Source organism: Mycobacterium sp. (genome assembly GCF_036273375.1).
In the GTDB taxonomy this organism is placed as follows: Bacteria; Actinomycetota; Actinomycetes; order Mycobacteriales; family Mycobacteriaceae; genus Mycobacterium.
The window spans coordinates 38,666-64,041 of the sequence record NZ_DASUHS010000002.1 but is presented as its reverse complement, the minus strand read 5'-3'; the positions used below and the strand labels follow the sequence as shown (position 1 = coordinate 64,041).

General features: G+C 66.6%; 24 protein-coding genes and 1 pseudogene. 11 read left to right on the top strand and 14 right to left on the bottom strand.

Annotation, left to right across the window (positions count from 1 at the left end):
- Positions 1-349, bottom strand: a pseudogene (locus tag VFW69_RS00345) (DUF222 domain-containing protein); the annotation flags it as partial.
- Positions 350-1,271: 922 nt separating this feature from the next.
- Here VFW69_RS00345 and VFW69_RS00340 point away from each other — a divergent pair.
- Positions 1,272-2,021 carry a beta-phosphoglucomutase family hydrolase gene (locus VFW69_RS00340; protein WP_526496981.1) on the top strand — a complete coding sequence of 250 codons (750 nt, stop codon included), beginning with the start codon at positions 1,272-1,274 and terminating at the stop codon, positions 2,019-2,021.
- Positions 2,018-4,396: a glycosyl hydrolase family 65 domain-containing protein gene (locus tag VFW69_RS00335; protein WP_526496979.1), complete on the top strand. Its 2,379-nt coding sequence runs from the start codon at positions 2,018-2,020 to the stop codon at positions 4,394-4,396. Before VFW69_RS00340 ends, VFW69_RS00335 begins: the two co-directional genes overlap by 4 nt.
- Here VFW69_RS00335 and VFW69_RS00330 read toward each other — a convergent pair.
- Complete coding sequence (locus VFW69_RS00330; protein ID WP_526496977.1) at positions 4,390-4,965, bottom strand: TetR/AcrR family transcriptional regulator; 576 nt, start codon at positions 4,963-4,965, stop codon at positions 4,390-4,392. The genes VFW69_RS00335 and VFW69_RS00330 overlap by 7 nt on opposite strands.
- Positions 4,966-5,025: 60 nt before the next feature.
- Between VFW69_RS00330 and VFW69_RS00325 the strand changes: the two genes are divergently transcribed.
- Complete coding sequence (locus VFW69_RS00325) at positions 5,026-5,928, top strand: TauD/TfdA dioxygenase family protein (protein WP_526496975.1); 903 nt, start codon at positions 5,026-5,028, stop codon at positions 5,926-5,928.
- Between the two features lie 57 nt (positions 5,929-5,985).
- On the opposite strand, the gene VFW69_RS00320 is transcribed toward VFW69_RS00325, so the two are convergent.
- From VFW69_RS00320 to guaB, 3 genes are read right to left on the bottom strand one after another with little or no spacing between them, the layout of a single operon-like run.
- On the bottom strand, positions 5,986-7,722 hold the full coding sequence (locus tag VFW69_RS00320; protein WP_526496973.1) for a GMC family oxidoreductase N-terminal domain-containing protein: 1,737 nt from the start codon (positions 7,720-7,722) through the stop codon (positions 5,986-5,988).
- A 51-nt stretch (positions 7,723-7,773) separates the two neighbouring features.
- The gene (locus tag VFW69_RS00315) at positions 7,774-8,901 is read right to left on the bottom strand and encodes a GuaB3 family IMP dehydrogenase-related protein (protein ID WP_526496971.1); all 1,128 of its coding nucleotides are present in this window, start codon (positions 8,899-8,901) and stop codon (positions 7,774-7,776) included.
- 8 nt (positions 8,902-8,909) lie between these two features.
- Positions 8,910-10,505 carry an IMP dehydrogenase gene (gene guaB, locus VFW69_RS00310; protein WP_526496969.1) on the bottom strand — a complete coding sequence of 532 codons (1,596 nt, stop codon included), beginning with the start codon at positions 10,503-10,505 and terminating at the stop codon, positions 8,910-8,912.
- Positions 10,506-10,721: 216 nt separating this feature from the next.
- Here guaB and VFW69_RS00305 point away from each other — a divergent pair, with 216 nt between their 5' ends.
- On the top strand, positions 10,722-11,135 hold the full coding sequence (locus VFW69_RS00305) for a DUF5319 domain-containing protein (protein WP_067101334.1): 414 nt from the start codon (positions 10,722-10,724) through the stop codon (positions 11,133-11,135).
- A 7-nt stretch (positions 11,136-11,142) separates the two neighbouring features.
- On the opposite strand, the gene VFW69_RS00300 is transcribed toward VFW69_RS00305, so the two are convergent.
- From VFW69_RS00300 to VFW69_RS00290, 3 genes are all read right to left on the bottom strand, one after another.
- On the bottom strand, positions 11,143-11,940 hold the full coding sequence (locus VFW69_RS00300) for an anti-sigma-D factor RsdA (RefSeq protein WP_526496966.1): 798 nt from the start codon (positions 11,938-11,940) through the stop codon (positions 11,143-11,145).
- Positions 11,927-12,505, bottom strand: coding sequence for an RNA polymerase sigma factor (locus tag VFW69_RS00295; RefSeq protein WP_526496964.1), 579 nt, complete (start codon positions 12,503-12,505; stop codon positions 11,927-11,929). Before VFW69_RS00295 ends, VFW69_RS00300 begins: the two co-directional genes overlap by 14 nt.
- Positions 12,506-12,595: 90 nt before the next feature.
- Positions 12,596-13,420: a hypothetical protein gene (locus tag VFW69_RS00290; RefSeq protein WP_526496962.1), complete on the bottom strand. Its 825-nt coding sequence runs from the start codon at positions 13,418-13,420 to the stop codon at positions 12,596-12,598.
- Between the two features lie 361 nt (positions 13,421-13,781).
- Between VFW69_RS00290 and VFW69_RS00285 the strand changes: the two genes are divergently transcribed.
- From VFW69_RS00285 to VFW69_RS00260, 6 genes are all read left to right on the top strand, one after another.
- Entirely contained in the window at positions 13,782-14,090 is a 309-nt protein-coding gene (locus tag VFW69_RS00285; protein WP_526496960.1) for a WhiB family transcriptional regulator, read from the top strand.
- A 159-nt stretch (positions 14,091-14,249) separates the two neighbouring features.
- Positions 14,250-15,167 (top strand): Rieske (2Fe-2S) protein, encoded by a 918-nt coding sequence (locus VFW69_RS00280; protein ID WP_526496958.1) that lies wholly within the window; start codon positions 14,250-14,252, stop codon positions 15,165-15,167.
- A complete protein-coding gene (locus VFW69_RS00275) occupies positions 15,164-15,649 on the top strand; it encodes a hemerythrin domain-containing protein (RefSeq protein WP_526496956.1) in 486 nt (161 codons plus the stop codon). Before VFW69_RS00280 ends, VFW69_RS00275 begins: the two co-directional genes overlap by 4 nt.
- Before the next feature lie 129 nt (positions 15,650-15,778).
- Positions 15,779-15,916, top strand: a complete 138-nt coding sequence (locus VFW69_RS00270; protein ID WP_526496954.1) for a hypothetical protein — start codon at positions 15,779-15,781, stop codon at positions 15,914-15,916.
- Between the two features lie 38 nt (positions 15,917-15,954).
- The gene (locus VFW69_RS00265; protein ID WP_526496952.1) at positions 15,955-16,716 is read left to right on the top strand and encodes a superoxide dismutase family protein; all 762 of its coding nucleotides are present in this window, start codon (positions 15,955-15,957) and stop codon (positions 16,714-16,716) included.
- 13 nt (positions 16,717-16,729) lie between these two features.
- Entirely contained in the window at positions 16,730-17,131 is a 402-nt protein-coding gene (locus tag VFW69_RS00260; protein ID WP_526496950.1) for a styrene oxide isomerase, read from the top strand.
- A 7-nt stretch (positions 17,132-17,138) separates the two neighbouring features.
- Here the strand turns inward: VFW69_RS00260 and VFW69_RS00255 are convergent, their stop codons facing one another.
- Both VFW69_RS00255 and VFW69_RS00250 read right to left on the bottom strand, forming a co-directional pair.
- Positions 17,139-18,347: an FAD-dependent oxidoreductase gene (locus VFW69_RS00255; protein WP_526496948.1), complete on the bottom strand. Its 1,209-nt coding sequence runs from the start codon at positions 18,345-18,347 to the stop codon at positions 17,139-17,141.
- Between the two features lie 94 nt (positions 18,348-18,441).
- On the bottom strand, positions 18,442-19,965 hold the full coding sequence (locus tag VFW69_RS00250) for an adenylate/guanylate cyclase domain-containing protein (protein ID WP_526496946.1): 1,524 nt from the start codon (positions 19,963-19,965) through the stop codon (positions 18,442-18,444).
- Positions 19,966-20,108: 143 nt separating this feature from the next.
- Here VFW69_RS00250 and VFW69_RS00245 point away from each other — a divergent pair, with 143 nt between their 5' ends.
- Positions 20,109-20,942 (top strand): mycofactocin-coupled SDR family oxidoreductase, encoded by an 834-nt coding sequence (locus VFW69_RS00245; protein WP_526496944.1) that lies wholly within the window; start codon positions 20,109-20,111, stop codon positions 20,940-20,942.
- Positions 20,943-20,976: 34 nt separating this feature from the next.
- On the opposite strand, the gene VFW69_RS00240 is transcribed toward VFW69_RS00245, so the two are convergent.
- From VFW69_RS00240 to groES, 4 genes are all read right to left on the bottom strand, one after another.
- On the bottom strand, positions 20,977-22,497 hold the full coding sequence (locus tag VFW69_RS00240; RefSeq protein WP_526496942.1) for an adenylate/guanylate cyclase domain-containing protein: 1,521 nt from the start codon (positions 22,495-22,497) through the stop codon (positions 20,977-20,979).
- Between the two features lie 254 nt (positions 22,498-22,751).
- Positions 22,752-23,174 carry a Rid family hydrolase gene (locus tag VFW69_RS00235; RefSeq protein ID WP_526496940.1) on the bottom strand — a complete coding sequence of 141 codons (423 nt, stop codon included), beginning with the start codon at positions 23,172-23,174 and terminating at the stop codon, positions 22,752-22,754.
- 94 nt (positions 23,175-23,268) lie between these two features.
- Positions 23,269-24,894, bottom strand: coding sequence for a chaperonin GroEL (gene groL / locus VFW69_RS00230; protein WP_526496938.1), 1,626 nt, complete (start codon positions 24,892-24,894; stop codon positions 23,269-23,271).
- Between the two features lie 80 nt (positions 24,895-24,974).
- Entirely contained in the window at positions 24,975-25,277 is a 303-nt protein-coding gene (groES, locus tag VFW69_RS00225) for a co-chaperone GroES (protein WP_007773431.1), read from the bottom strand.
- Between the last annotated feature and the right edge of the window lie 99 nt (positions 25,278-25,376).

The following is a 25,376-nucleotide window of genomic DNA, read 5'->3' as shown; positions in this document are numbered from 1 at the left end:
TCGGACCCCTCGCCCGCTCGCTGCGCGATAACGCCGACCTGATCGGCCGACAGCCGGCCCTCCCGCATGCCCTGGACGCAGCGTGGGAACTCCTCCAGCCGGCTCGCGACCGTGGCGATCGTGTGCGCGTTTGCCGACGAGCAACCGGTCTTCCACGCCACCAACGCCGGCACCGACCGCGCCCCGGTGACACCGCACAATTCGTCGCGATCGATCTCGGCAACGATCTCCACAATGCGCCCATCAATCGCATTGCGTGACCGGCCAACTCCGCCAGCTCCTCGAACAGCACCTCAAGACGCTCGCCAGGACTCACCACCACAGCGCCAGCCGATGCGCTCAAAGACATGACAACATCATCGCAACCACCTACGACAAAACCGGGCCGCCCGATCCCCGGCTTCTGAATTTGATCCGCACACCCCCTTGCGACTACCGCAAATCCCAATCCGCGGCCGCCGCGCCGCGTCAGCTTCGCCGGGCGGATTCGATTCGACCGGCCAACATCGCGGTCCAGTCCCTGACGGAATGCTCGTCACCCCCACCACCGACCAGATCGTCGGCACCTTAAAGGTCCTCGCCGGGAAAAGCGCTCTCGTAGCGATGGCAGCCGCAAACCGAGATCCGGCCGTCTTCGACCAACCCCCGCCCGGTTCCGGTTCGAACGCAAGGACCCGGCACCCGTGTCGTTCGGTTACGGGGCGCATTACTGCGACGGCTCTCGCGCAACTTGAACTACGTGTGGCTCTAACGAAATTGCTTGCACGCCAACTCTTCTGTGCGGTCAAGTGCGGTGGCGCGACACCCCCGCTATTCGGGAACCGCTGACCGTCCGCGCAGACCTTCGGCAGGCCCTAGACCGTTTCGGCGAAACGGGATGGCCCGCCGCCACATAGGCTTTCAGGCAGGCCGCCCCCAAAGCTATGTGTCGTCGATCCACCCGTCACCGCCCGGGGCAACGCGCTGGCGATGGCCGCGTCCGTGGGCGCCGAACCCGGCTCAACGGGCCGGGTTGCCTCGCGCCGCTGCTCGCCGGCCGCACCACGTCCATGACCCGGTCCCTGAGGGTCAGCAACACCCGGTTCCGGACAAGCACCGCGTGGAAACCGAAGTATCCAAGCGTGCGGGAAGGCTATCGGGCGATGGCCAACGCCCAAATGGGGGACGGTGGATGAGAGGCCGCACGGGCTGAACCTGGCGACATGCATGGTGGGCATGGTGAAGTGGGTATCGGTTAAAGCAGTCCCTACACCAGGAAGCGAGGACCGCCGGTGAGCTCAGCGCTGGGTCTGCCAGAGAAAGTGCGTGCCTGCCTGTTCGACCTCGACGGTGTGCTCACCGACACCGCCAGTGTGCACACCAAGGCCTGGAAGGCCATGTTCGACGCCTTCCTATCCGACCGGGCCAAGCGCACCGGGGACGATTTCGTTCCCTTCGATGAGGCCGCCGACTACCGCGAATACGTCGACGGCAAGAAGCGCGAGGACGGCGTCCGCTCGTTTTTGGAGAGCCGCGACATCCACCTGCCCGACGGCAGCCCCGACGATCCCGACGACGCCGAGACGATCTACGGCCTGGGCAATCGCAAGAACGACATGTTCCAGAAGGTCTTGAAGGAGGACGGCGTCAAGGTGTTCGACGGGTCGCGCCGCTACCTCGAGGCGGTGTCGGACGCGGGACTGGGCATCGCGGTGGTGTCATCGAGCGCCAACACCCGCGACGTCCTCGAGATCACCGGCCTGGACCGGTTTGTGCAGAAGCGGGTGGACGGCGTCACCCTGCGCGACGAACACATCGCCGGCAAGCCGGCCCCCGACTCCTACCTGCGGGGGGCGCAGCTGCTTGACGTCCCCGCCGACGCCGCGGCCGTGTTCGAGGACGCGTTGTCCGGGGTGGAAGCCGGCCGGGCCGGTAACTTCGGGTTCGTGGTGGGTGTCGACAGAGTGGGCCAAGCCGAGGACTTACGCCGCAACGGCGCCGACAGGGTGGTCACCGACCTTGCCGAGTTGCTGCAGTCATGATCACCGACGAATCGTTCCCCGTTGAGCCATGGCACGTGCGCGAGACCCAGCTTGACCTCAACCTGCTATCACAGTCCGAATCCCTGTTCACCCTGTCCAACGGGCACATCGGGCTGCGTGGCAACCTCGACGAGGGCGAGCCGTACGGCCTGCCGGGCACCTACCTGAACTCCTTCTACGAGAAGCGGCCGCTGCCCTACGCCGAGGCCGGCTACGGCTACCCGGAAGCCGGCCAGACGCTCGTCGACGTCACCAACGGCAAGATCATCCGGCTGCTGGTCGAGGACGAGCCATTCGACGTCCGGTACGGCGAATTGCTTTCCCACGAGCGGGATCTGGATCTGCGCGCCGGTACGCTGACCCGCAGCGCACACTGGCGCTCGCCCGCGGGCAAAGAGGTCAAGGTGGTCTCGACCCGGCTGGTGTCGCTGGCCCAGCGCGGCGTCGCCGCCATCGAGTACGTCGTCGAAGCGGTCGGCGAGTTCGTCCGGGTGACGGTGCAGTCCGAACTGGTCACCAACGAGGACCAGCCGGAGACCTCCGCCGACCCCCGGGTGTCGGCCATAATGGAGAACCCGCTCGAAGCGGTAGTTCACGAAAACACCGATACCGGCGCGGTTCTCATGCACCGGACACGCAGCAGCGCGCTGATGATGGCCGCCGGCATGAACCATGAGGTCGACGTTCCCGGGCGCGTCGAGGTCACCACCGACGCGCGCCCCGATCTGGCGCGCACCACCGTGATCTGCGGGCTGCGCGAAGGACAGAAGCTGCGCATCGTCAAGTATCTGGCGTACGGCTGGTCGAGCATGCGCTCGCGCCCGGCGCTGCGCGATCAGGTCGCCGCCGCGCTGCACAGCGCCCGCTACACCAGTTGGCAGGGCCTGCTGGATGCGCAGCGCGAATACCTGGACAGCTTCTGGGACTGCGCCGACGTCGAGGTCGAGGGCGACCCCGAATCCCAGCAGGCCGTGCGATTCGGGCTCTTCCACCTGTTGCAGGCCAGCGCCCGTGCCGAACGCCGCGCGATCGCCGCCAAGGGGCTCACCGGCACCGGCTACGACGGCCATGCCTTTTGGGACACCGAGGGGTACGTGCTGCCGGTGCTCAGCTACACCGCGCCGCATACGGTGGCCGACGCGCTGCGCTGGCGGGCCTCGACCCTGGATCTGGCCAAGGAGCGGGCGGCCGAACTGGGATTGGAGGGCGCCGCGTTCCCATGGCGGACCATCCGCGGGCAGGAGTGCTCGGCCTACTGGCCGGCCGGGACGGCGGCCTGGCATATCAACGCCGACATCGCGATGGCCTTCGAGCGCTACCGCATTGTCACCGGAGACGACGACCTGGAAGCCGATTGCGGGCTAAAGGTGCTGGTCGAGACCGCCCGGCTCTGGATCTCGCTCGGCCATCACGACCGGCACGGCGTCTGGCACCTCGACGGCGTCACCGGGCCCGACGAGTACACGGCGATCGTGCGCGACAACGTCTTCACAAACCTGATGGCCGCGCGAAATCTGCACGTCGCCGCCGACGCCTGCAATCGCTGCCCCGACGCGGCCAGGGAGCTGGGGGTCACCAACGAGGAGATGGCGGCGTGGCGCGATGCGGCCGATGCCGCCAACATCCCGTACGACGACGGGCTGGAAGTCCATCAGCAGTGTGAGGGGTTCACCACCTTTGCGGAGTGGGACTTCCAGGAGAACCACTCCTACCCGTTGCTGCTGCATGACCCATACGTGCGCCTGTACCCCGCACAGGTGATCAAGCAGGCCGACCTGGTGCTGGCGATGCACTGGCAGAGCCACGCATTCACGCCCGAGCAGAAGGCCCGCAACGTCGACTACTACGAGCCGCGCATGGTGCGCGACTCGTCGCTGTCGGCCTGCACCCAGGCGGTGATGTGCGCCGAGGTCGGGCATTTGGAACTGGCCCACGACTACGCCTATGAGGCCGCCCTGATCGATCTGCGCGATCTGCACCACAACACCCGCGACGGTCTGCACATGGCCTCGTTGGCGGGCGCCTGGACGGCGCTGGTTTCCGGCTTCGGCGGTCTGCGCGATGACGAGGGCTTCCTGTCGCTGGATCCTCAACTGCCGGATGGCATTTCGCGGCTACGGTTCCGGCTTCGGTGGCGAGATTTCCGGGTTACGGTCGACGTCAACCACGCCGACGTCACGTATACGCTGCGCGACGGGCCCGGCGGCGAGCTGGCCATCCGGCACGCCGGCGAGGAACTCGAGCTGAGCACCGAGTCCGCGACGACGGTCGCGCTGCGCCCCCGCAAGCCGCACCTGCCGCCGCCGCACCAGCCGCCGGGCCGCGAACCGCTGCATCGGCGGGCCCTGATCGCGGAATCAGTGCGGGCTCATTGAGGGTCGGCGGCCCCGAGGATCCGTTGCACCTCAGCGCCGACAGCCTGGCGTATTTCGGCATCCGTCAGGTCTTCGATTCCGGTGGCCGGGCGCAGGATCGACGCGAACAGTCGCCAACCGAATTGCAGGGCAAGGGCATTGGCGACCGCGAGCCGGGCCTTGACCTCGTCGTCGTGCAGCGGGCGCACCCCGTCGAGCAGCGTCGCGATGTTGGGAAAGCGTTTCTGTAGCTGGCCCGCCGGATAGCCGTCCAGGACGGTGCGGGCCATCACCCGCATCTGGCGGTCCAGGGAACTCTCCAGCACGCCTGCGGGCGCATCGGTGCCCAGCAGATCGCTCAGGTTGGCGCCCAGATGGTCGAGCACGGCGCCGACCAATTGCTCCTTGGTGCCGAAGTGCCGGAACACCAACCCGTGGTTGACGTTGGATCGCGCGGCGATGTCGCGGATGGACGTCGCGGCCGGACCGCGCTCAGCGAACAGATCGGTGGCGGCCTCCAGGATCGCCGCCGCCACTTCCGCGCGCCCGGTGGGCATTTTCCCGCGGCCTGTTGCGGAAGTTGTAGTCATCTGACTACACTACCAAATGTAGTCAGTTGACTACACCCGCTTTCATCCAAGGAACCGAAAATGACAGGTCAGATAACCGTCACCAAGCTGGGAAGCCACATCGGCGCCCGGGTGGACGGGGTTCGTCTCGGCGGCGACCTCGACCAGGACGCGGTCGAGGGGATCCGCCGGGCGCTGTTGGCCCACAAGGTGATCTTCTTCCGTCACCAGCACCACCTCGACGACGAGCAGCAGCTCGCGTTCGCCGAGTTGCTGGGCACGCCCATCGGCCACCCGGCCGCCGGCGCCCTGGCCGCCCGGCACGTTCCGGTGATCACCCCTATCGACTCGGAGTACGGCAAGGCGAACCGCTGGCACACCGACGTGACGTTCGCCGCCAACTATCCGGCGGCGTCAATCCTGCGCGCGGTCAAACTGCCGACCTATGGCGGTTCGACGCTGTGGGCGTCGACCGCGGCGGCCTATCAGCAGCTGCCCGAGTCGCTCAAATGTCTGGTGGAAAATCTCTGGGCGCTACACACCAACCGCTACGACTACGTGACCACAGAAGCGGCCTTGTCGATGAGCGACACCCAGCGGTCATTGCGGGAGGCGTTCGAAAAGCCGGACTTCCGCACCGAGCATCCCGTGGTGCGGGTGCACCCGGAGACCGGTGAACGCACCCTGCTGGCCGGTGATTTCGTGCGCGGCTTCGTCGGCCTGGACAGTCACGAGTCCAGTGCCGTGCTGGAATTGCTGCAGCGCCGAATCACCCTGCCGGAAAACACGATTCGCTGGAACTGGGCACCCGGCGATGTTGCCATGTGGGACAACCGCGCGACCCAGCACCGGGCGATCGACGACTACGACGACCAGCCCCGGCTGATGCACCGCATCACCCTGATGGGCGATGTGCCGGTCAACGTGCGCGGGGAGCGCAGCCGAGTGGTCAGCGGCGCACCGCTGGAGGTGCTCGCGAGCTGATGGAGCCGATGGTGACGACCGCAGCGCGCGGCTACGCCGCGCTCGCGATCGTCACGACTAGCTGGCCGAGCTGACCGGATTGATCGGCAACCAGCGCAGCGCGCCGGGCGCCTCGGCCGGGACGACGGGCGCCTTGGGCGCGATCGGCTCCACCCGGCGATACGGCTCGCCCTGCATTGGGCGCTGGTCGTTCTCGCCGTTGTTCGGCCACAACGACGCGGCCCGCTCGGCCTGGGCGGTAATTGACAACGAGGGGTTGACGCCCAGATTCGCCGAGATGGCCGCGCCGTCCACCACGAACAGCGTCGGGTAGCCGTAGACCCGGTGATACGGGTCGATCACCCCATGGTCGGCGTTGTCGCCGATCACGGCGCCGCCGAGGAAATGCGCGGTCAGCGGGATGTTGAACAACTCTCCCCAGGTGCCGCCGGCCACGGCGTCAATCTTGTCGGCGATTCGCCGGGTGACCTGATTCCCGACCGGAATCCAGCTCGGGTTCGGCTCGCCATGTCCCTGCTTGCTGGTGTACCAACGGATGCCCAGCTTGCCCCGCTTGGTGTAGGTGGTGATGGAGTTGTCGAGGTGCTGCATGACCAGGGCGATCAGCGTGCGTTCGCTCCACTGACGGACGTTGAGCAACCGCATCAGGCGGCGCGGATCATCGCGAGCCTGGTCCAACAGCTGCTTCCAGCGCGGCGCGTCATTGCCCTCGGGGCCGGTCCCGTCGGTCATCAGCGTCTGCAGCAGCCCCATGGCGTTGGAGCCCTTGCCATAGCGGACCGGTTCGATGTGGGTGTCCGGTGTCGGGTGGATCGACGACGTGATCGCCACCCCGTGCGTCAGGTCGAGGTTCGGGTCGACCTCGAGCTTCCCGGCGCCGACGATGGACTCGGAATTGGTGCGGGTGAGCACGCCCAGCCGATTCGAGAGCCGGGGCAGCCGACCCTCATCGCGCATGTTGAACAGCAGATGCTGGGTTCCCCAGGTTCCGGCGGCCAGGACCACCTGCTTCGCCGTGTAAGTGCGCCGGTCGCGGCGCAGCCAACTTCCGGTGCGTACGGTGCGGACCTCCCACAGCCCATCGGGACGCTGCTCGAAGCGCTTCACTGTTGTCATCGGAATAACTTGCGCCCCAGCAGATTCCGCGAGAGCGAGGTAGTTCTTCACCAGGGTGTTCTTGGCGCCGTAGCGGCAGCCGGTCATGCAGCAACCACACTCCAGGCACCCGGTGCGCTCCGGTCCCGCGCCGCCGAAGTACGGGTCCGGCACGGTCTTGCCCGGGGCCTTGGTGCCGTCGGGGCCGAAGAACACGCCGACCGGCGTCGGAACGAACGTGTCGCCACAGCCCATATCGTCCGCGACCTGTTTGACAACCCGGTCGGCGTCGGTGAAGGTCGGATTCTCCACCACGCCCAGCATCCGCCGCGCCTGGTCGTAGTGCGGCATCAGCTCGTCGCGCCAGTCGGTGATGTGTTTCCACTGCGGATCGTTAAAGAACTGCTCCGGCGGCACATACAGGGTGTTGGCGTAGTTCAGCGAGCCGCCGCCCACCCCGGCGCCGGCCAGGATCAACACATTCTTGAGCGGGTGGATGCGCTGAATCCCGTAGCAACCCAGCTTCGGCGCCCACAAAAACTTACGCAGATCCCAGGACGTCTCGGCGAAATCCTCGTCGGAGTACCGGCGCCCGGCCTCCAAGACGCCGACGCGGTAGCCCTTTTCGGTCAGTCGCAACGCGCTGACGCTGCCCCCAAAACCCGAACCGATGATCAGTACGTCGTAATCCGGCTTCATCGCACCAGTATGGCCTTACCAGCGGGTAACAAGCCAGCGCCCCTCGCGGGCTCAGCTAACGACCGTCAGGCCGACTTTCTGGAACTCCTTGAGGTCGCAATAGCCGGCCTTGGCCATCGACCTGCGCAGCCCACCGACCAGGTTGAGGCTGCCGAACGGGTCGTCGGACGGCCCGTTGAGCACCTGATGCAACGGCGGGCGCTCGCCGACGGCGATCTGCAGCAGCGCCCCGCGCGGCAGCGACGGGTGCGCCGCGGCGGCCGGCCAGAACCATCCCTCGCCCAGCGCCTCGGCGGACTCGGCGAGCGGCGTGCCCAGCACCACCGCGTCGGCCCCGCAGGCGATCGCCTTCGCCAACTCGCCCGAGGTGTGAATGTCACCGTCGGCCAGCACGTGCACGTAGCGCCCGCCGGTCTCGTCGAGATACTCGCGTCGCGCGGCGGCGGCGTCGGCAATCGCGGTGGCCATCGGCACGCTGATTCCCAGCACCTCGTCGCTGGTGGTCACTCCCCTGGTCGCGCCGTAGCCGACGATGACGCCGGCGGCGCCGGTGCGCATCAGGTGCAGCGCGGTGCGGTGGTCTTGCACGCCGCCGGCGACCACCGGGATGTCGAGCTCGGAGATGAAGGTCTTGAGGTTCAGCGGTTCGCCGTCGCTGGCGACGCGTTCCGCCGAGACGATGGTGCCCTGGATGACCAGTAGGTCGATGCCGGCCTGCACCAGCACCGGCGTCAGCGCCTGCGCACTCTGTGGGCTGACCCGCACCGCGGTCGTGACACCGGCCTCCCGGATCCGGGCGACCGCGGAGCCCAGCAGGTCCGGGTTGAGTGGCGCCGCGTGCAATTCCTGCAGCAGCCGGATCGCCGCCGAGGGTTCCGGCTCCTTGCTGGCGGCCTCGACCAGCTGCGCGATCTTGGCTTCGACGTCGGCGTGCCGCCCGATCAGTCCCTCGCCGTTGAGCACGCCCAGACCGCCGAGCTTGCCGAGCTCGATCGCGAACTCCGGCGACACCAGCGCATCGGTCGGATGGGCCAGCACCGGAATCTCGAACCGGTAGGCGTCCAGCTGCCAGGCGGTCGACACGTCCTGCGATGAGCGGGTGCGCCGGGAGGCCACGATGCTGACTTCGCTCAGTTCATAGCTGCGACGGGCGACGCGGCCCATCCCGATCTCGACCATCTCCGGCCTCAGCGTGCGTAGTAGTTGGGGGCTTCGACCGTCATGGCGACGTCGTGCGGGTGGCTTTCCCTCAAGCCCGCCGCCGTGATCCGGACGAACTGCGCATGTTGCAGCGCCTCGATGCTCGGCGAGCCGGTGTAGCCCATCGCCGCGCGCAGGCCGCCGGTCAGCTGGTGGATCACCGAGGACAGCGGGCCGCGGAAGGGCACCCGGCCCTCGATTCCCTCCGGCACCAGCTTGTCTTCGGAGAGCGCGTCGTCGGCGAAGTAGCGGTCCTTGGAGTACGACTTTCCGCTGCCCGAACCCCGGCCCGCCATGGCGCCCAACGACCCCATCCCGCGGTAGCTCTTGAACTGCTTGCCGTTAACGAAGATCAGCTCGCCGGGGGCTTCGGCGGTGCCCGCCAGCAGCGAGCCCAGCATGGCCGTCGACGCGCCGGCGGCCAGCGCCTTGGCGATGTCGCCGGAGTACTGCAGTCCGCCGTCGGCGATCACCGGAACGCCCGCCGGGCCGCAGGCCGCGACCGCTTCCAGAATCGCCGTGATCTGTGGTGCGCCGACACCGGCCACCACCCTGGTGGTGCAGATCGAGCCGGGTCCCACGCCCACCTTCACCGCGTCGGCGCCGGCGGCGACCAGGGCCGCGGCCGCCGAGCGGGTGGCGACGTTGCCGCCGATCACCTCGACCTTCTCGCCCACCTCGGCCTTGAGCTTGCCGACCATGTCGAGCACCAGCCGGTTGTGCGCGTGCGCGGTGTCCACGATCAGCACGTCAACCCCGGCGTCGACCAGCATCATCGCGCGCACCCAGGCGTCGCCGCCGACGCCTACGGCGGCGCCTACCAGCAGCCTGCCGTCACTGTCCTTGGTGGCCAGCGGGTGTTGTTCGGTCTTGACGAAGTCCTTGACGGTGATCAGACCGGTCAGCCGGCCGTGGCCGTCGACGATGGGCAGCTTCTCGATCTTGTGGCGCCGCAACAGACCCAGCGCAGCGTCGGCGGACACGCCCTCCTGCGCGGTGATCAGCGGCGCCTTGGTCATCACCTCGGCGACCTTCTTGGTCTGGTCGACCTCGAACCGCATATCGCGGTTGGTGATGATGCCGACTAGTGCGCCCGACTCGTCGACCACCGGCAGCCCGGAGATCCGGAACCGCGCGCACATCGCGTCGACCTGGGCCAGGGTGTTGTCCGGGCGGCAGGTGACGGGATCGGTGACCATGCCGGCTTCCGAACGTTTGACCATCTCGACCTGGCCGGCCTGCTCGGCCACCGGCAGGTTGCGGTGCAGCACACCCATGCCGCCGGCCCGGGCCATCGCGATGGCCATCCGCGACTCGGTGACCGTGTCCATCGCCGAACTCACCAGCGGCACTTTGAGCCTGATCTTCTTGGTGAGCTGGCTGGAAGTGTCCGCGGTAGCGGGAACGACGTCGGAGGCCGCGGGCAGCAGCAACACGTCGTCGAACGTCAGCCCGAGCATGGCGATCTTGTGCGGGTTGTCGCCTCCGGTGGGCACCGGGTCATCGACCAGGCCACCTACCCGTACATAAGCACTGCCGACGAGGTCAGAGCTGTCTTCCAGGTGGGACGTGCCACGGGTCATCTCCTGCGCCCTCCATACGATGCGGCGTGAGAGACCCATCCTATCGGCTCGCTTTCGCCCGGTGACGATGCGCGCCGTGGCGGCGCGAGGAGAAACCGGGCGATCGGACGCAGCCGTAGCTCGCTTGCTCGGGCGCGCCGCACGCACCAAAAGGCAGGGAATGGCGGGCGGGCTCCCTGCTGGCGTTATCCCGGGCGGGCTGCGTAGGCTAGAGGCGTGCGCGACCACCTCCCACCGGGTTTGCCGCCCGACCCTTTCGCCGACGACCCTTGTGATCCGTCGGCTGCGCTGGAAGCCGTTGAGCCGGGCCAGCCCCTGGATTCCCAAGAGCGGATGGCCGTCGAGGCCGACCTCGCCGATCTGGCCGTGTACGAAGCCCTGCTGGCGCACAAGGGTATTCGCGGACTCGTGGTGTGCTGCGACGAATGTCAGCAAGATCACTACCACGACTGGGACATGTTGCGCGCCAACCTGCTGCAGCTGCTGATCGACGGAACCGTGCGTCCGCACGAGCCCGCCTACGACCCCGAGCCGGATGCCTACGTCACGTGGGATTACTGCCGGGGCTACGCCGACGCGTCGCTCAACGAAGCGACGTCAGACGCCGACGGTTTCCACCGCCGGCACTGATCGCTCACTAATTCGGAGTTAGCGGGGCCACCGGGGGTGGCGTCTGGCCGTGATGGTGGTGCTTGCCCACTGATGGACTTGGCGACGCGCTCGGCGGGCTGAGCGGCGCGGGCGGTGCCGCCTTCGTCGGTGCGACCGAGGCGGCGGGCGGTGCGACCGAGGCGGCGGGCGGCGCCGCCGGAATCGCAGTGGCCGGCCCGGGTGGCGCCGCCGGGGGCGAGGCGACCGGCAGCGTGGCGTTCGGGTCGCGCGCATCGACCTTGGCGTTCAACAGCTTCAGCTGGTTCGTCAGATCTTGTTTGCTGGCCGGGTCGTTGATCGACTGCACCAGGCTGCTCACCTCGGTCAGTTGATTCTTGGCCTGGTCCCACTGACCCCGGTCGATCGATTCCTGGACCTTCGCCAGGTCGTCCTTGGCGGCCAGCATTTCTTGATTTCCGTGCACCTGGGGCTCGTCGAAGAACATCGCATGTAACCCGTACAGGGTGCCGCCGGGCCGGGCCTCGACCACCATGGCGCCCAAACCACTGAGCACTATCAGCGCCGTGGCGACCGACCCGACGACCGCCAGGCCACGATGGCCCCGCCGGCGCTCGGCCAATCCGGTGCGCAACGCATTGACCGCCTCTTCGGGCGTCACCAGCGCGCTGGCCGGCGGCCACCTCAGGTTGTCGCGCCAGTCCTCCAGCAAGGTGGTCAGCACGTCGACATCGGGATCGTCGACATCCACCGGCCGGCGCTGGGCGAGCGCATCGAGCAGCAGGTCGGTGCGGGCGAATTCATCCAGGGATTCAGGCACAGTCACCTGCCGCGATCATTTCGGACTTCAACCGCGACAGTGCGCGGTGCTGGGCAACTCGGACCGCCCCGGTAGTACTGCCGACCGCGGCGGCCGTCTCCTCGGCGGACAGCCCGACGACGACACGCAGGATCAGGATCTCGCGCTGCTTGGCGGGCAGGATCTCGAGCATCTCGCTCATCCGGCTCGCCGAATCGGCTTCGATCGCAAGCTGTTCGGGTCCTACGTCGTTCGACCACCGCTCGGGAATCGTGTCGGTGGGATAGGCGAGGTCGCGGCCCGCGGCCCGGTGTGCATCGGCGACCTTGTGGGCCGCGATGCCATACAAAAAGGCCAGGAATGGACGTCCGCGATCGCGATAACGCGGCAGTGCCGTGATAGTCGCCAAGCACACCTCCTGTGCCACGTCATCCGCTGACAGGCCACCGCGATCGACCGTGCCGACACGCGCTCGGCAATATCGCACGACGATCGGACGGATGGTCTCCAGCACCTCCCTCAATGCGTTGTGGTCTCCGGTTACGGCCTGGGCGACCACAGCGTCGAGACGTTCCCCTGCTGGAATTGTCATCGACGGTGATATCTCCAACGTTACGAAGCGGACACATCGCGGCCCAATCGGGCTAACTTACGAAATGACGATAACGGGCGGAGAGCCGTTTCAAGCGGAACGCCACGTCCCACCGGCGCGCCGCACCTGGCCTGCGCAGACATCTCGAATTTCGCGCAGCTGATGTGCTGAAAACGTGACACTTTCGATATCTATCAGCAAGCAAGCCAGCGCCCAACGAAGTGGTAGCAGCCCTAATTGGCCGGTGGTCTCCAGCGCGGCGTCGGCGACCGTGCGGGCGCGGTCGAGATTGCCCGCGCAACACAGCGCGGCGGCCAGCACCACGTCGCTTTTGGCCCGGTGCCGCGGCGACGCGACGGCCATGCCCACCGCCAGCTCCACCCCTTCGCCGGCATGACGGACGGCGGCGGCGCCCTCGCCGCGGGCCATCGCCAGCTCGGCGGCCACCCACCGTCGACGCACGGGCAACCGGTCGGGCACCGCAGAGTTGGGCGACGCCAGCAGCGGCTCGGCGCGCGCCAGCAGCGTCTCCGCGGCCGCGAAGCGCCCGACGCCCAACGCGTCGGCGGCCAGCCCGATGAGGGCGTCGGCGCCCGCCTCGGGATCGCCGGCGGCCAGCGCGAGGGCGCGCCCATCCCAGCCCCGGGCCACGGTGTGCCAACCGAGTTGGCGCAGGAACGACCCCTGCGTGCTCAGGGCCAACGACACCAGCCGCCCGGCCGGCGCGCTGCGCCGCAGCACCGCGAGGTCGCGGAAGGCGGCGCCGTAGCGCCCCTGTCCCCCGGCCGCGACCGCGCGCAGCCACAGTTGAGTCGGCGTCGTCGCCGTGGGCAGCGGCCAGCTACCGGGCCGGTCCCCGAAGGCGGCGTCGGCCAACTGCCGTCCAATCAAGGAAGTGTGACGAGTTTCAATCACAATGATGTAGTAAACAGTTTGTGGTCTTCATGTTACCGAACCGTTAATCACTATAGCCCATGGATAAATTCGGCTTATCCCTCTCGTGCGTGCTGAGCTGGGAAATCGCGTTTCGGTCAACTGCCTGGTAGCACGGCGCGGGTTTCGCATTTTCAATCGAGATGAACGCAAAGTTAATTCTGCTCCAACAGGTACATACTTTGCCGGGCTAAGTGGCTATTGACGGAAATTCACCGTCGCCCCTAACGTCTACGCATGACGGGTAGTCATCGGTGACCCCCCACTCCACTTAATTTAAGTTGCATCCAATCGCTTTCACGAACCTGACCTCGAGCGGGCGGTGCAGAGAGGGAACGAACCAATGCCACAGCCGGAGCAGCTACCCGGACCCAACGCCGACATCTGGAATTGGCAACTGCAGGGCATGTGCCGCGGCGTTGACTCATCGATGTTCTTCCACCCCGACGGCGAGCGTGGCCGGGCGCGCATGCAACGCGAGCAGCGCGCGAAGGAAATGTGCCGGCAGTGCCCGGTGATCCAGGAGTGCCGCTCGCACGCCCTCGAAGTCGGTGAGCCCTACGGGGTTTGGGGCGGTCTGTCGGAGTCCGAGCGCGACCTGTTGCTCAAGGGCGACATCGGGCGCGGGCGCACCATCCGCCGCTCGGCCTAGTCGCCTGACCCCTGATTCGACCCGCCCTCGTCGCGGGTGAACGATCCACGGCGCCGATCCGTGTCTTAGTCATGGACTAGACCGGCCCGGTCGGGGTCCTAGTCGACGCGGCGTCGAGCCCATTGCGTCACGCCGGCTCCCGCATACGCCGGAGGGGCCATGGCGAATCGGTGGCAACATTTCGAAAATCGGGTCCGCAGTACCGGGCCTACCGTGCTGACAACCCTGGGGCGACAGGCCTGGCTGGATCGGCCGAGCTATCGCCTCGAGCACGCCTTGACGTTCTTGTTCGCGGCCCTGGGCCGCAACCGCGATCGAGTCAGCAACGCATTGCACGGCACCTGGCTCGGCCATCCGCTGCACCCGGCGCTGACGTCGGTGCCGACCGGCGCGGTGGCGACGACGCTCGTCATGGATGCGGCCAGCGTGCTGCCTGGGAGTGCCGCCCGACTGCGTGACGGGTCGAGGTTCGCGTTGGGTGTCGCACTCGTGGGAAGCGTCGGCGCCGCTGCGACCGGCGTGACGGACTGGCAGCACACCCATGAGCGATCGCGCCGCATCGGCCTGGTCCATGGCGGGCTCAACGCAGTCGCAACCGCGCTCTATGCGGCGTCGTGGTGGGATCGCCGCCGCGGCCGCAACCGGCGCGGGATGGCAAGCAGCGCGCTGGGCTATGGCCTTACCCTCGCCAGCGGCTACCTTGGCGGGGCTTTGGTGTTCGGCGCGGGCACCGGCGTGGACCGGTCCGGCGCCCGACTGGGAGGCGACCGCTGGATGCCGGTGCTGCCCGCCGCCGCGCTCGACGGCCAGCCGCGGCGGGTAGCGGTAGGCGGCGTTGGCGTGGTTCTGTATCGCACCGACGGCCAGGTGATCGCGGTCGGTGAGCGCTGTCCGCACCTCGGCGCACCGATGAGTGACGGGTGGATCGAACGCGGCCGAATCGTATGCCCGTGGCATGGTTCCAGATTCGCGTGCGGATCGGGCGACGTGCTGCGCGGACCGGCAACAGCGGCGCTGCCGAACTACCCGGTGCGGATTCGCGACGGGTTCGTCGAAGTCCTCGGAGTGGCGAAATGAATGCCTACGAGGTGCTTTTCGAGCATCACAAAGTTCTACGCGAGCTCTGCGCCAAGATCACCGATATACCGGCGGATAGCGGCGAGCGGCAAGACGCGCTCGATGAACTGCTGATCGAGCTGGACATCCACATGCGCATCGAGGACGACTTGTTCTACCCGGCGGTATCGGAGGCCAGCGCATTGGTCGCCATCGCCCATGCGGAGCACAGGCAGGTTTGGGATCAGCTGGCGGTGCTGCTGCGCACGTCGCCCGCGGCGGCGGAGTACGCGGAAGAATGGCGTTCGTTCGTCACGGTTCTGGACGCCCATGCCAGCGAAGAAGAGCGTGATTTATGCCCGGCCCCAATAGATTTGAGTGAGGACATGCTCGACGCGCTGGGAAACCGAATGGCCGAGCGCATCGTTCGGTTACACCGATCCCCCATCAACAAGTTCCGCGTCCGAAGCCGCAAGGCGCTGCTGAGCTCCCTTAGGACGTAGGCGCGGCGGGGCCGTGGTTTGAACGGTACTGTCGACAGAGTGTTGACCGAACGTGGACACGCAACCGGAGGGGAAACGCAGATGCCCGACACGGTGTCAGATCGCGCTATTAACAACGTTTTTGAGGCCGTGAACACGACGGCGACGCACCTCGGGCGCATCGTGGGCCTGGTCGCCGGAGCGGCGGGGCGGGCCGCGCAAGAGGTGGTGGACCTGGTCTGGGACTACCGCGACCTGGCCAACGAGGTGCGCAAGCCCACCGAGTAGGCCGTTTCGGCGCGGGCCAATGTGGGTAGGCACCGCAAATGAACCAGGCCGCATGCTTTGCGGTCGCGGCGCTCACCGCGACCATCGCACCGCTCGCCGCATGCTCAAACCAGCAAGGCAGCCAGCCCAACACGTCACCGCTGACCAGCTCGACACCGGGGGCCGAGAGGCTCACCACCCAGCTGAAGACCGCCGACGGCAGTCCGGTTGCCAACGCCACCTTCGAGTTCGCCAACGGCTATGCGACAGTGACCGTGGAAGCCGGGCCCAACCAAGTGCTCAGCCCCGGTTTCCACGGGCTGCAAATTCATGCGGTGGGCAAATGCGAGGCCAATTCGGCCGCCCCGAACGGAGGATCGAGCGGGGACTTCGACTCCGCCGGAAGCGTCTACCAGGCGGCAAATCACACGAGTTACCCCGCCAGCGGCGACCTGACCGCCTTGCAAGTGCGCTCCGACGGCTCGGCGAAACTGGTCACCACCAGTAACGCGTTCACCTCCGCTGACCTGAGAAACAGCTCGGGCACCGCGCTGATCCTCCACCAGACCGCGGATAATCTGGGCACCACCGCCCCCACGGGTGAATCGGGCAAGCGGCTGGCTTGCGGTGTGATCGCGGCGTCGTCCGCGACGACGACGTCGTCGACCACCAGCGTCACGACGAGCACCACCACCACCGTGGTGCCACCGGCTTCTACTAGCACCAGCACCAGCACGGTGACGGTCACCAGCACCCCGACCACGACGTCCACACCGACCACGACCGTGACGACTCCGTCGTACTCTCCACCCGGACGCTGACGCTCAAGCCACCATGAAAGGGAACACCCCCGGATCCGTAAGGGACCGGGGGTGTTTCGCATTGCCCACCGGGTTCGCCGTCCTCGCATTGAAGAACCCGCGCATGGCGCTATCGAGCCACCTCGAGGGCGTCCTCAACGGCATGTTTCTCGTGCTGCTCGGCCTGCTCTGGCCGCACACCCACTTACCACACGCGTGGGGAGTCACGGCAGTCGCTCTGATCGTCTACGCCGCCTACGCCAACTGGTTGGCAACACTGCTGGCGGCGGCATGGGGTGCCGGCCGCAAACTCGCGCCGATCGCGGCGGGCGACCACGCGACCTTGCCGGCGAAGGAGGGGATCGTCGGTGTTCTGCTGATCTCACTCGCCGTGGCGACAGTAACGGGCGTCGTCATCGTGATCGCCGGGCTCTGACGACGCGCTACAGCGCGTGTACGTCAGGGGTGCGCACATGCTCGGGACGGAACCCTCGCCCGACGAAAATCGGCGGAATCGCCTGCAGCGGGCCGAATCCCACGATCTTCGGAACGCGAATCGCGGATAAGTCACCGCTCAAATTCGGCGCGACCACGTTGTCCTGCACGAGCACCTGAAAAGCCTGGACGATTCGAGCGGGCAGCTCGCGTCGCCGCTGCACCTTTGCGAGATCGTGGTCGGTCAACCGGCCCTGGCGCAGCGGGGCGCACAAGATGTTAGCCGCGGCCACCGCGTCGGCGACAGCGAGGTTGATGCCCACGCCGCCGGCCGGCGACATGGCATGCGCGGCATCGCCGATGCACAGCAACCCGGTACGCCACCACCTGTCGAGCCGGTCCACCCGCACGTCGAGCTCGCTGGTGTCATCCCAGGAGCTCAAGTCATCGACATGCTCACGCAGCCGCGGCTGCGCGATGACCATCCGCTCCTTGAACTCCTCCAATGATCCGCCCCGGGGATTTGAGCCCTTCGGCATCAAATAGGCGACTTGCCAATAGTCGCCCCGGTAGATCATGACCATCATCAGGCCTTTTCGGGCCACGCCGAACAGTTCCTCAGGGTCACCGGGGCGCCACTTCAGCCGAAACCACAGCACGTCCATCGGGGAGTGCGCCTGCGCGGTCTGTAGCCCGCCGGCAGCGCGCACCGCGGACTTGCGCCCGTCCGCGGCGATGACGAGATCGGCCCGCACCTCCAGCTCCGGCGTGCGCGCCCCGACCACTCGATCGCCATCGAAGATCAGGCCGGTGACCTCGGCATTGCGGACCAAGGTGAATTCCGGGTAGGCGGAAGCCTTTTCAACGATGAAATCGAGAAAGTCCCACTGCGGCATCATGGCGATATACGGCTGCCTGAAGCCGAGCCGCTTGAGCACTTTGAAGTTGCCGAAGGTACGAATCGAGCCATCGGTGTCGAAGGCGACGCGGTCGATCTTGGTGTGCGGTAGCCGCAGGAACTCGTCGATAAACCCCAGCTCGTCCATGATTCGCAGGGTGGTCGGGTGCACGGTGTCGCCGCGGAAGTCGCGCAGGAAGTCGTTGTGCTTCTCCAAGACGACGACCCGGATTCCGGCACGCGCCAGCAGCAGGGCGTGCACCATGCCGGCGGGACCGCCCCCGGCGACGCAGACCTGAGTATTCATAACCTGCGTCATGGTTCTGGCACTCCTCCGGAGTATGAAATACATTGCAGACTACATAATCGACACCGCCTGCCGACGCGTTCGTGCGTGCCGTCGCGACGTAGCTTCAGGTGAAGCGATGCGGTTGCGCAGGGCCGATGCCGAAAAGCTGTACCTCAGCCGACTTGCCCTTCAGAGCGTGAAAGCCCCTGTCCGTCAGTCCGATTGGCCGAGAAGGCAACGCGTCGACGGTCTGCCGGGTGAGGAGGATCGCGTCACCGGTGATCTTGGTGAGCTGTTCGACGCGGGCCGCGACGTTGACCGTGTCACCGATCAGGGTGAACTCCAGCTTGCTTCCGCCGCCGATGGTGCCGGCGATCACCTTGCCGGTGTTGATGCCGATGCCGATCCTAAGCGCGCCTTCGAAACGCTCCGCGACCAGACGATGAATCAGCGCTGCGGCAGCCACCGCGGCGTCGGCGTGATTCGCGAGGTCGTTCGGGGCGCCGAATACCGCCAGGGCGCCGTCACCGAGGAACTTGTTCACATGCCCGCCGGCGTCGACGACGGCAGGCACGACGATCTCGAACAGGGCGTTGAGACGCGCAACCGTATCCTCCGCGCTATTCGCCTCGGCGAACGGCGTGAAGTCACGGATGTCGACAAACATCACCGTCACCTCGCGGCGTTCCCCGGTGAACACGTCATCGCCCTGCTGCAGCAACCGCGCCGCCAACGCCGGATCGACATACGTCCCAAACGCACTCTGAAGCCGTTGCCGCTCAGCCAATCCCGACTGCATGCGATTGAACGACGCGGCCAGCGCGCCAAGGTCGTCGTCCTGAACGACCGGCAGGCGCTGGCCATAGCGGCCCACCGCAACACGTTCCGTTCCTTCGGCCAGGTCGCGAATCGGCCGCAGGGAAGGCGCGAAGACTGCGCCGACGGTGATCGGTATGCCGAAACAAAGGATCATCCCGGTCGCGATCACGAGGGAGAGCAGCGCAAAGTATCCAGCCCGCGCGAAAACCCCCATGAGCAGCGCACCCGAGAGGGCGAATACGAACGCAACCCCGAGCATCGATGCCTTTGCCCATGACGCAAAGCTCGGACGAGAGCGAGGCAGCGAGTCACCGATCCCAGTCCCGCCGGCGATAGCGGACCTGACCGGCCGAAGCGCCGCTTCCACGAAACTGTGCACACCGATCAGTTGCACGCCAGTGCCGAGGGCGGCGCCCATGATCCCGTAATGGACAAGCCGCCAACCCGTCGCCCCGGCGATATCACCGACGACGACCAACAACATGGCAGCCCAGACAGCGGTGCCCACCACCGCTCGGGCGATTGTGCGGCGAGCCCACCTATAGGTGGAGTCCAGCGCCCGGGCCGGATCAATATTCTGACCCGCCGCCCAACGATCTGCGCGCCGGCTCAGACCCACGCCGGGAAGCACGAGCACGTATACCAGCACCGGCCCGGCGACAACGTTCACCGCGACGGTCTCGACGTATCGATCAGACCCCTCGAGAGCGACAACACAGAACGACGGAAGAAGGAAGATCGGCAGCATCAGGGGCAAGAGAACCGCGCCGATCGCCCACGAGTAGTGCGGGCCGTGCCGATCCCACACCCATTGCCAGATACGGTCCATGGCGCGAGATTAAACGGGCAAAGCCGTCGAGCCAGGAAAACGCCCGTCTCGGTGGTGGTGAATATCAGGATTGAGTAGGCGACTACCCGGCCGAACTGCAGGCTCCCGGCGGATACTGAGCCCACACCCGGAGGGAGATCGTCATGTCGAACCAATTCGAAGGCAAGGTCGCGTTCATCACCGGCGCCGCGCGTGGACAGGGCCGATCGCATGCGATTCGGTTCGCCGAGGAGGGCGCGGACATCATCGCCTTCGACCTCTGCGGTCAGATCGACAGTGTCGCCTACCCGATGACGACCCGCGAAGATCTCGACGAGACGGTCAACCTGGTCGAAAAGACCGGCCGCCGAATCGTCGCGGCGCAAGGCGACGTGCGCGACTTCCAGAGCCTGAGAACCGCTGTCGCGAATGGCCTGGCCGAGTTGGGCAGAGTCGACTTCATACTCGCCAACGCCGGGATCCTGCCGGCGGTCGGCGAACAGCGCCATGACATCGCCGCCTACGTCGATTCGGTAAATGTGTTGCTCAACGGCGTGTACTACACGATCGAGGCCGCCCTGCCCGCGATGCTCGACCACGGCGAGGGCGGGGCCATCGTGATCACGAGCTCGACCGCTGGGTTGAACAGCCTTTGTCCGACGTTCAGCGGTCGGAGCCACGGCTTGGCCGGATACCAGGCCGCGAAACATGGCGTGGTCGGCCTGATGAGGTACTACGCAACCTCTCTGGCGGAGAAGAACATTCGGGTCAACACGGTGCATCCGACCGGGGTCGCGACACCGATGATCGTCAACGAACCATTCGCCCAATTGATGGCCGAGCATCCCGAAGGTGCATCCGCGTTGCAGGCGCCGTTGCCCGTAGAGCTCATCGAAGCCGCGGATGTGAGCGAGGCGATGGTTTACCTCTGCGGGCGCTCGGGCCGCTATGTCACCGGAGTCACATTGCCGGTGGACGGCGGAATCTCGGTGAAATAGTGATGGCCGTGGTAACCCGTGAGCGCTTACGCCTTCAGCCCAGATAATGAACCGCTGGGTCGAGTCCGAAGACCTGCACCTGCGCTGACTTACCCTTCAGGGCATGCAACCCCCGGTCGACGAGTCCGGGCGGTCCAGACGCCAAGGCTTCGACGCACTGCCGCGTGAGAAGGATGGCGTCACCGGTGGTTTTCGTGAGCTGCTCGACGCGGGCCGCAACGTTGACCGCGTCGCCGATCAAGGTGAACTCCAATTTGCCGCCCCCGCCGATAGTGCCGGCGATCACCAGACCGGTGTTGATCCCGATGCCGATCCGAAGCTCCCCACCAAATCGCTCGCCGACGAGGCGATGAATCAACGCAGCGGCGTCCACCGCCGCATCGGCATGACCCGGAAGATCGTTCGGGGCGCCGAAGACCGCGAGCGCGCCATCGCCGAGGAACTTGTTGACGTGCCCCCGGGCGCCGACGACGGCAGGCACGACGATTTCGAACAGCGCATTGAGCCGGGCGACGCTGTCTTCGGCGCTGTTGGCCTCGGCGAACGGGGTGAAGTCGCGGATGTCGACGAACATCACCGTCACCTCCCGGCGCTCACCGGCGAACACGTCGTCACCCTGCTCGAGCAGCCGTGCCGCCAAGGCGGGGTCCACGTAAGTCCCGAACGCACTCTGAAGCCGTTGGCGCTCTGCCAATCCCGCCTGCATGCGATTGAACGACGCGGCCAGCGCGCCCAGGTCGTCGTCCTGAACCACCGGCAGGCGCTGACTGTAGTCACCGGCCGCGACGCGTTTCGTGCCTTCGGCCAGGTCGCGAACTGGCCGCAGCGACGGTGCGAGCGCGGCGCCGACGGTCATCGGCACTCCGAAGCCGATCGTCAACGCGCACCCGATCACTGCAAACAGGACCGGTTCCTCACGGATCCAGCCGAATATGGCCACCAGCATGGTGCCGTCGACTGCGAACAGGAACGAGCTCCCCAATAGGGCCACGCTTGACCACGTGGCGAAAGTCGGACGTGAGCGGGGCAGGTCGTCACCGATCGCTGTGGCACCGACGATCGCGACCCTGGCCGGCCGTATAGCCGCTTCCGCAAAACTATGGACCCCGGTTAGCACAATGGCGATTCCGATCAGGACGCCCAGGACCCCGTACTGGGCGAGTTGCGACCAGGTCGCCCCGGCAACCGCGGCGACAACGATGGACAACGCCCCGGTCCAGACAGCGTTGAACACCACCGCCCGAACGACCGTTTCACGGGCCCAGGCGTACGTGGCGTCCAGCGCGCTCGCCTGATTGATATCGCGACCGGCCGCCCATCGCTCCACCAGGCGACCGCGGCCCACGCCGGGAAGCACGGTCACGTACCACGACACTGGTGCGGCGACAACGGCGACGGCAGCCGTCTCGATGTACCGACCGGATCCCTGCACGGCAACAATCAAAAACAACCAGAACAGGTAGGTCGGCAGCATCAAGGGAATCCCGACCGCGTAGACCGCCCACGAATACCTCGCACCGTACCGATCCCACGCCCACTGCCAGATGCGCTCCATGCGGCGAGACTAAACGCCGGTTGCCGCCGAGCTGCCGATTTCGCCGCCTGCTTGAGCGCTCGCGCTGCCGGGAAACCGACACACCCCCAGCGCTGAACCGGAGCTGTGTCGGTTAGTGCGTTTCTAGTGACCATGGCCGTGGTCCTCGTCGCGGGCCGGCTTGTCGACGACAGCCGTCTCCGTGGTCGCGGATTACAGCCCCTCCGCGCTCGTCGTCCCTCAAGCGCTTCGAGCTGACTACGCAGACAACGCGCTCAGTCTTCGTCCTTAACGATCGCAGCGACTTGAATCTCGACGCGCATCTTTGGACCCGCCAGCGCGGCGACGCCGATGCATGTCCACAGCGGTGCGCGGTCACCCATGCGTAAGCGAAACTGTTCGACCATAGTGTCAAGGTGCTCAGGCCCGATCCGGCCGTCTGCATCCGGCAGGTGGTACGAGTGCACGGTTATCACTTGGCGCCAAGATGCTCCCGCTGTTGCCAATGTCCGCTCGACGTTGTCGAAAGCCTGAATGACTTCGTCGCGAACTGACTCCGGATAGCACCAGTCGTCATCCCAACCTCCTTGACCGGCGGTCTCTACCCGGTCGCCATACCGAACGAGCTGTGAGTAGTGAAATTCACGCAGCTGGCGTTCCCCGTAGCCAGGAGTGAGGGAAAATATCGGATTACCCATGTGTGCCATCTTTATAGCTGGCGGCATCGTCGGCATCCAGGGTGACAAAACACCCCCGGGCCTATAACCCGGGGGTGTTCCGCTTGCAGTGTTTCTAGTGAGCGTGGCCGTGGTGATGACCGTGGCCGTGGTCATCGGATTCGTTCGCCGGCTTGTCGACGATAGCCGTTTCGGTGGTGAGGACCATCCGGGCCACCGACGCCGCATTGAGCACCGCCGAGCGGGTGACCTTGACCGGGTCGATGACGCCGTCGGCGATCAAGTCGCCGTAGGTCAGCGTGTCTGCATTCAGTCCGTGCCCATTGGGCAGCTCGGTCACCTTGTGCACCGCGACCGCGCCGTCGAGCCCGGCGTTGGTGGCGATCCAGTACAACGGCGCCGCCAACGCCTCGGAGAAGACGTCGACGCCCAGTTCCTGATCGCCGGTCAGGGATTTGCGGAGCTTTTTCAGCGCCTTGCGGGTCTGCAGCAGCGCCGAGCCACCGCCCGCGACGATGCCTTCCTCAACAGCCGCTTTCGCGGCCGCGACGGCGTCCTCGACGCTTTCCTTGCGTTCCTTGAGCGCGGTCTCGGTGGCCGCTCCCACCTGGATCACGGCCACGCCGCCGGCCAGCTTGGCCAGCCGCTCCTGCAGCTTCTCGCGGTCCCACTCGGAGTCGCTCGTCTCGATCTCGGCGCGCAGCTGCTTGATCCGGTTGGCCACCGCATCCTTGGGGCCGCCGCCGTCGACGATGACGGTGTCGTCCTTGCTCACCACCACGCGGCGGGCCGAGCCCAGCACGTCCGTGCCGACCTCACGCAGGAGCAGGCCCGCGTCGGGGTTGATCACCTGGCCGCCGGTCACCACCGCCAGATCCTCCAGGAACGCCTTGCGGCGGTCACCGAAGAACGGCGCCTTGACCGCGACGGCCTTGAGCGTCTTGCGGATGGAGTTGACGACCAGGGTCGCCAGCGGCTCGCCCTCGATGTCCTCGGCGATGATCAGCAGCGGCTTGCCCGATTCGGCGACCTTCTCGAGCATGGGCAGCAGGTCGGGCAGCGAGCTGATCTTGTCCTGGTGCAACAGGATCACCGGGTCGTCCAGCACGGCCTGTTGGGAATCGAAGTCGGTGACGAAATACGCCGACAAGAAGCCCTTGTCGAAACCGACGCCCTCGGTGAACTCGAGCTCGGTGCTCAGCGTCGAGGATTCTTCGACGCTCACCACGCCGTCGGTGCCGACCTTGGTCATCGCCTCGCCGACCAGCTCACCCAACAGCTGGTCGCGCGACGACACGGTCGCCACCTGCGCGATCGCGGCCTTGCCGGAGACCGGGGTGGCCGACGCCAGCAGCGCCTCGGAGACCGCGTCGGCGGCCTTGCTGATCCCCGCGCCCAGTTCAATGGGGTTGGCGCCGGCCGCGACGAGCCGCAGGCCGCCCTTGACCAGCGCCTGCGCCAGCACGGTCGCGGTCGTGGTGCCGTCGCCCGCGACGTCATTGGTCTTGGTCGCCACCGACTTCACCAGCTGGGCGCCCAGATTCTCGAACGGGTCTTCCAGGTCGATCTCACGCGCGACGGTCACACCGTCGTTGGTGACGGTGGGGCCGCCGAATGCCTTGGCCAGCACCACATGCCGGCCGCGCGGCCCGAGCGTCACCCGCACCGCGTCGGCGAGCGTGTTCACGCCCGCCTCGATGGCGCGACGCGCTGTCTCGTTGTACTCAATGATCTTGCTCATCAGGCTCCTTCACCCAAACGCATGCCGCCCCGGAAATCACCCGCGCAGGACGCGGGGATCGCCGGGGCGGAACACGGTTCTTACTTGGAGACGACAGCCAGCACGTCGCGTGCCGACAGGATCAGGTACTCCTCGCCGCCGTACTTGATCTCGGTGCCGCCGTACTTGCTGTAGATGACGGTGTCGCCTTCCGAGACGTCCAGCGGGATGCGCTTCGCGCCGTCTTCGTCCCATCGGCCGGGGCCGACTGCGACGACGGTGCCTTCCTGCGGCTTCTCCTTAGCGGTGTCAGGAATGACCAGACCAGACGCGGTCGTGGTCTCGGCCTCGTTGGCCTGCACGAGAATCTTGTCCTCGAGTGGCTTGATCTTCACCTTCGCCACGATTGGAGCCCTCCAGTGTTTGGGTCGGGTCCGGGAGTCCCCGGACCGGAGTTGACGGCTGGTACGGGTTGACCCCGAACCTTCCGAGTTATCAGGTGT